The organism is Paenibacillus polysaccharolyticus (assembly GCF_023714295.1).
GTDB lineage: Bacteria > Bacillota > Bacilli > Paenibacillales > Paenibacillaceae > Paenibacillus > Paenibacillus polysaccharolyticus_A.
The window spans coordinates 484,183-490,766 of the sequence record NZ_JAMAUN010000002.1; the positions used below are offsets into that span (position 1 = coordinate 484,183).

The 6,584-nt window shown below is 45.9% G+C and carries 6 protein-coding genes and 1 other annotated feature; of the genes, 2 read left to right on the top strand and 4 right to left on the bottom strand.

Features of this window, described 5'->3' with window-relative positions:
• Positions 1-85: 85 nt before the first annotated feature.
• Positions 86-997, top strand: a complete 912-nt coding sequence (locus tag M3629_RS10960) for a polysaccharide deacetylase family protein (RefSeq protein WP_251505793.1) — start codon at positions 86-88, stop codon at positions 995-997.
• 45 nt (positions 998-1,042) lie between these two features.
• Here the strand turns inward: M3629_RS10960 and M3629_RS10965 are convergent, their stop codons facing one another.
• Genes M3629_RS10965 through M3629_RS10975 form a run of 3 tightly spaced genes read right to left on the bottom strand, consistent with a single transcriptional unit; the run spans position 1,043 to position 2,906 of the window.
• Entirely contained in the window at positions 1,043-1,840 is a 798-nt protein-coding gene (locus tag M3629_RS10965) for a metallophosphoesterase (protein WP_251505796.1), read from the bottom strand.
• 23 nt (positions 1,841-1,863) lie between these two features.
• Positions 1,864-2,316: a hypothetical protein gene (locus tag M3629_RS10970; RefSeq protein ID WP_251505799.1), complete on the bottom strand. Its 453-nt coding sequence runs from the start codon at positions 2,314-2,316 to the stop codon at positions 1,864-1,866.
• On the bottom strand, positions 2,313-2,906 hold the full coding sequence (locus tag M3629_RS10975) for a type II CAAX endopeptidase family protein (RefSeq protein ID WP_251505802.1): 594 nt from the start codon (positions 2,904-2,906) through the stop codon (positions 2,313-2,315). The genes M3629_RS10970 and M3629_RS10975 overlap by 4 nt, the downstream gene beginning before the upstream one ends.
• A 329-nt stretch (positions 2,907-3,235) precedes the next feature.
• Positions 3,236-3,466, top strand: a binding site (T-box leader).
• A 202-nt stretch (positions 3,467-3,668) separates the two neighbouring features.
• On the opposite strand from M3629_RS10975, the gene serA reads away from it, so the two are divergent.
• Positions 3,669-5,264 carry a phosphoglycerate dehydrogenase gene (gene serA, locus M3629_RS10980; protein ID WP_090917287.1) on the top strand — a complete coding sequence of 532 codons (1,596 nt, stop codon included), beginning with the start codon at positions 3,669-3,671 and terminating at the stop codon, positions 5,262-5,264.
• A 79-nt stretch (positions 5,265-5,343) separates the two neighbouring features.
• On the opposite strand, the gene M3629_RS10985 is transcribed toward serA, so the two are convergent.
• Positions 5,344-6,582 carry a BclA C-terminal domain-containing protein gene (locus tag M3629_RS10985; RefSeq protein WP_435368205.1) on the bottom strand — a complete coding sequence of 413 codons (1,239 nt, stop codon included), beginning with the start codon at positions 6,580-6,582 and terminating at the stop codon, positions 5,344-5,346.
• Positions 6,583-6,584 lie beyond the last annotated feature (2 nt).

Here is a 6,584-nt window from a genome sequence, read left to right on the forward strand (position 1 = left end):
CTCCTTTAAGTGTTAAAATCAAAAGTAGTGTTTGCTGTAGAAGACAATCTCATTCCGCATAAATACAGGAAAGTGAGTTGAGAAAATGTTGAAACACGCCACCTCGCTGATACTCATAACTAGCATGTTGCTATCTGCATGTAGTGCACAAAATCAATCTTCGTCTGAAGCCAAGGAAGTTAAAAACGATACTGCTGCAATTCTTAAGAAAGAAAAAACTGAAGCACCCCCATACACTGAACCCCAATTTGAACATTCGGAGACAGATTCTGAAGCTCAACCCAGAACAGACACCAATGAAACTGACATTAAGCCAGAAGTTCCATCCACGGACGGAACCTCAAGCGAAGCGCTTGTTAAGAAAACGTATCACATGAATTCAAGCTATGTTATTAAACCTAATGACGAGTCCAGTCCTGCTAAAGTTGTCTTATTAACCTTTGACGACGGACCTAAGAACGAAAAGATGATTACTTCACTTATAGATGCTTTGGATAAACATCACGCAAAAGCTATATTTTTTGTTAATGGAAATCGTGTCAAACGTCAGCCGAATTTATTGAAAATGATTCATGACCGAGACCAGATTATCGGTAACCATGCTTGGGATCATGAAGATTTGAAGAAAATGTCAAGTTCAGAAGCCAAGAAACAACTTACTGACGTTCAACAGATTGTGAAAGACATCGTCGGTGAAAAACCTCAGTTTTTCAGACCCCCTTTTGGCTCCGGAAATGATGCACTGAAAGATGCCGCCAAAGAAGAGGAAATGTTGTATATGACATGGTCCAACGGGTCACTGGATTGGGATAAGAGTACTAAAAACAGACCAGACAAAGTGATTCAGAATGTACTTGATCAGCTCCACCCTGGAAGTAATATTCTGATGCATGAACTACCGTGGACAGTTGAGGCACTAGACGAGTTATTAACGTTGCTTGAGGACAAAGGTTATTCCTTTGTTGATCCACGTGCAATCGAGTTACAATCCCGTTAGGCTACTGGAGAGGAAAAATATAACAGCAGACGAACAGCCCTGATCTTATTGATCAGGGCTGTTCACTATCGGAATACGTAAAGTAATGAGATGCATCTCTGCTGGACAACATAACCTGAAGGGGAGATGGTTTGTCCCATATCCCCGACTTACAAGCATTTTTCCTGAACGGGTATCTTCATCACTACGTTTTAAGGAAAACCAGCCGCTCTTTACGACCCGATAAGCCTTACTTAGCAATACTGGCCCTATAACCGGGAAAACAATTTGTCCTCCATGGGTATGACCACTCAGTATCAGATCTGCTGCATCAAGGTCTAGCCGCAATACATCCAAAGGATCATGAACTAATACGATTGTGGAGCAATCTTCCTTCGACTCTTGCAACAATTCTGTCGCCTGTTTCGAACGATAATCTAATCCAACCAACCGAACATGCTCTGTTCCCTTTTGCAAATAGATAGCCTTGTCTTGAAGGAGCTGCACGCTAGAATCAGCTAGAATTCTCGACAAATAGGCCTCGCCTGCTTTTTTGTCATGATTCCCATAAACGGCATAGGTTGGAGCTACACTAGACAATAGCCTTACATTTTGTCTCACAATGGACCAGGAACTTCCCTCTTCAGCCATATCGCCCCCGATGAATACCCAATCCGCTTTACCCCTCAACTGCTCAACTTCTTTTGTTTTCAACAAGCGTGCGTGCGTATCTGATATAAAAATGATTGTGGCTCCATCGAAAGAGGCTGGCAGATGCGTAAGCTCTACTTCGTCCTCTGTAATTACAGTTGTATGAGCCTCTTTCCACATATGAAAGAGAAGCAATACAGCTACCACTAACATGAGAAGGGCTATACTGAATAAGATTACCACGGTAATGGGAGGAATGTGTTTAAAGGTGGCGCTCCCTTAATTCCCCACCACACCAGACCAACGGTTAACATGATAAAAATAAAAATAAGTGAATTGACAAATCTTTTGCTTAATCTCAAGCGGCGTGAAGGGTGAAGCTCGGTTCGAGTGGGTAAAGAGCTCGCTTCGGAGACTGAACTTTCCTTCGGGTTTGCCGTTTTCTTGGAGCGACTAGGTGCTCGTTGCGGTAATACCGGACTTTCCAGTGCGGATGCACTTGACCCGCGTTGTGATCTCGGCAACGAAATTGAAGTAATTGGTGGAAGTCCAACTGTTTCGGCAGCAACTGCCGTTTCAGCAACGAAACTTGTCTGTGAAGCCGAGTTCCGCCCGGTTTTCTCTTTATTGTCCGAGTGACGCTGACGTTGGCTGCCATATGTTTTCATCCTGCTTAATGGCTGACTCATGATCCCCTCCGAAAACGTATCGCTAATCCGGATACTAGGTCAATGATAAAATGACACAAAATCGGTGCCCATAATGTGCCCGATTGCAAATAAATAAAGCCCAATCCATAGCTCGACACAAACACCCATCCTGTAGGAATCCAGTGCCGAAGATAACGAATATGAATAACTGCAAATAAAATACTTGTCCAGTATGGACCAATTGCGTGTTGAATTGCGCCGCGGAACAGTAGCTCTTCACATACAGAAACTATTGCTGCTATACATACAATATGCCAGATTGGACGCCCGCGAAACAGCAGTTCGTTAATGCCCCCATCGTCCATACTTTCCTGAGGTATGACATAGGACAGTACCAGATCCATCACAAGCATAATTGCAGCGAGACCCAGACCCCACCATAAAAACTGAAGATGATCAGGTAAGGCCAGAACTTCGAATAAATCCCTTTTCTGCAGCAAAATCCATACGAGTCCTATGATCAAAGTAATCCCTTGGGTAAAGTAAAGGTTGATCAAGAGCAAACGTTCTGTTAACTGCTGTGGCTCGGCCTTCTGAATTTTAAACTTCGGAAATTTCTTTTTTTTCATTGCATGCGTCTGTCCTCTTGAGTTATTTGATAAAAATTTCATTGACCAATCCGATAGTATACTAAATGATAGCCAAAAAACCAATTCGGTTCAAGACCTGTCCCAAGTCCCGGTTGATCACCTCAAAACGTTACTTCATTAATGCAGTGAAAATTCTTTCACGAAACAGTATGTTTAAGCACTTAATTCCCAGTATAATTTATTCTAAGGGGATCAAAGACACTCTCTGAAGTTCCAAAAATCATAGCCTTTAACGTGAAGAATTAAAACATTTAAGCCTATTGACATGCTCATGTCAGCCATGATACATTATGAAAAAATTAGTTACGTTAAACACGATGATGGAAAAAAGACATTGCTTTGTCCTTCAGAGAGCCGATGGTTGGTGGAAATCGGTGGCAGACAGATGATCTTGAGCGCTCCTGAGTTATTGCATTGAAATTGGAGTAGGTGCAATCGGTTTAGACCCGTTATCCTCTTCGGTCTTCATTGACCGCTAAGACTGTCGTTGCGAAACGGCGGTGAATTAGGGTGGTACCACGACAACTCTCGTCCCTTATTGCGCAAGCAGTATGTGGATTGAGAGTTTTTTGATTATTTTTGATAAAAGAGTCCTGTGGAATCACCCTGTTAGTTTACCCTCCTCCTCTGCTACGACACCGCGTTGTTGGAGGGAAGGATCAACTTGGTTTTAAGGAACGTCTCCTGCCGGAGAACAAACCTTGACGATTATAGATATACAAATCTAAGGAGGAAGAAACCATGTACAAAGTGTTAGTGTCAGATCCAATCAGTGATCTGGGAATTCAGCAGCTGGTGGACGCAAGTGATGTCGTTGTCGAGAAGAAAACCGGACTTAGTGAAGATGAGCTTGTTGCCATTATCGGAGATTATGATGCCCTACTCGTTCGTAGCCAGACCCGTGTTACAGAACGTATTATGACGGCTGGCACCAATCTTAAAGTGATTGGACGCGCAGGAGTTGGCGTAGATAATATTGAACTGGAACCTGCTACACAACGCGGTATCATCGTCATTAATGCACCTGACGGTAATACCATTACAACTTGTGAGCACACTTTTGCCATGATGATGGCTCTGGCACGACACATTCCTCAAGCGTATGCCAAAACGATTCAGGGTACATGGGACCGTAAAACGTTCCTCGGTGTGGAATTAAGAAATAAAACACTCGGTGTACTTGGTATGGGAAGAATCGGCAGCGAAGTAGCCAAACGTGCTAAAGCTTTCGGCATGGACATTCTCGCTTATGACCCGTTTCTTACTGAGGAGCGTGCCGAGAAACTGCAAGTCAAGCTGGCAAGTGTTGATGATATTATCCGTAATGCGGACTTTATGACTGTACACACTCCACTCACCCCAGAAACACGTCATATGATTTCCCGGCCGCAATTCGAAGTCATGAAAAAAGGCATGCGTATTATTAACTGTGCACGCGGCGGTGTAGTTGACGAAATGGCGCTTGTAGAAGCGATTGATGAAGGAATTGTCGCTGGAGCAGCATTCGATGTATTTGAAAGCGAACCTCCTGCAGCAGATCATCCATTCTTGAATCATCCAAGCATTATCGTTACACCTCACTTGGGTGCATCAACTGTAGAGGCTCAGGAGAACGTTGCAATTGACGTATCTGAACAAGTTCTTCACATTCTTCGCAATGAACCATTTAAAAATGCAGTTAATATGCCAGCTGTAGCACCAACCGTTATGAACAAACTGCAACCATACTTTAAATTGGGTGAAACGCTAGGAAGTTTTGCAGCACAAATCACTCAAAATGCAGTCCAAGAGATCCGCATTGACTATGCGGGTGACCTATCAGAAGTGGATACATCACCACTCACTCGTTATATTGTGAAGGGCATTCTGGCAAGACATCTGGGCGGAGAAGCCAACATTGTTAATTCCATGCACTTGGCCAAAATTCGTGACCTGAATGTTGTTGTTAGCCAAACGTCTGCTACAAAAGGATTTACAAATCTAATTACCGTAACACTCGTAACAACACAAGATGCTGAAGAACGCCGCGTGGCAGGTACACTTCTTGCAGGTTACGGCGAACGGATTGTTCGTCTTGATAAATTCCCTGTAGATATCGCACCAGAAAGCCATCAAATTTTGATCTCTCACAACGATAAACCGGGTATCATCGGACGTGTAGGTACTTTGCTTGGTCAAAATGACGTAAACATCGCATCCATGCAAGTTGGACGTAAAATTATTGGCGGTGCTGCGATCATGATCTTGACCGTTGATAAAGAAGTGCCAAAAGATGTGCTGGTTCAACTTACGTCTCTGCCTGAACTGAATACAGCTGTTGAGATTGTGCTTGGTTAGTACAAAAGACTAAATGTTACAAAAAAAGACGGGAGCATTATGTTCCCGTCTTTTTTGCGTTCTGTAGGATTAAGGATAGTTAACTTAATTGAATAATCGTTAATGTTGCACCTGGTGGCGAAAGCACAGCAGTGCCCGCGAGGCCGAAAAGCTGAAGTTGGATTGTCGAACCAGCAGTAATCGAGACGATAAATTCTGTTTGCAATTGGCTCAAGGAAAGCGCGGGCGAGACAACACTGGCTGGAATCGCTGCGCCATTAAGCAACACCCGAGACTGTATTAAAGCTGCAGCTGTTAAACTGATTTTGTAAGAAATAAAGTACCTTCCAGTGTTAGCTAAAGTAAACGTATCGCTAGTTCCATTAACCGTAATACCTGTTCCGATGTTTTGATTGTTTGTCAGTGGGATTAATGTACCACCCAGAAGGACAAGGATCGTACCACTCGTATTTTCAGCAAAAGCTGAGGTCGCTGTTACGGACGTACCTGTAGCTCCGGTAGCTCCGGTAGCTCCCGTTGCGCCTGTGACACTTATGCCCGTAGCACCGGTTGCGCCTGTAGCTCCAGTTGTACCCGTGAAGCCTGAGGCTCCTGTAGCCCCAGTCGATCCTGTGACTCCCGTTGCTCCGGTTGCGCCCGTAATGCTTGCACCGGTGACTCCAGTGACCCCGGCTGTGCCCGTTGCACCAGTCACCCCGGTTTCACCCGTCAATCCCGTGACTCCTGTCGCTCCGGTTGCGCCCGTAATGCTTGCACCGGTGGCTCCAGTGACCCCGGCTGTGCCCGTTGCACCAGTCACCCCGGTTTCACCCGTCGATCCCGTGACTCCCGTTGCTCCGGTTGCGCCCGTAATGCTTGCACCGGTGACTCCAGTGACCCCGGCTGTGCCCGTTGCACCAGTCACCCCGGTTTCACCCGTCGATCCCGTGACTCCTGTCGCTCCGGTTGCGCCCGTAATGCTTGCACCAGTGACTCCAGTGACTCCGGCTGTGCCCGTTGCACCAGTCACCCCGGTTGCGCCCGTCGATCCCGTGACTCCTGTCGCTCCGGTTGCGCCCGTAATGCTTGCACCAGTGACTCCAGTAACCCCGGCTGTGCCCGTTGCACCAGTCACCCCGGTTTCACCCGTCGATCCCGTGACTCCTGTCGCTCCGGTTGCGCCCGTAATGCTTGCACCAGTGACTCCAGTGACTCCGGCTGTGCCCGTGGCCCCAGTCACACCGGTTTCACCCGTCAATCCTGTTACTCCTGTGGCTCCGGTTACTCCAGCAATACCGGTTGCACCCGTTACTCCTGTTTCCCCAGTGACACCAGATATTC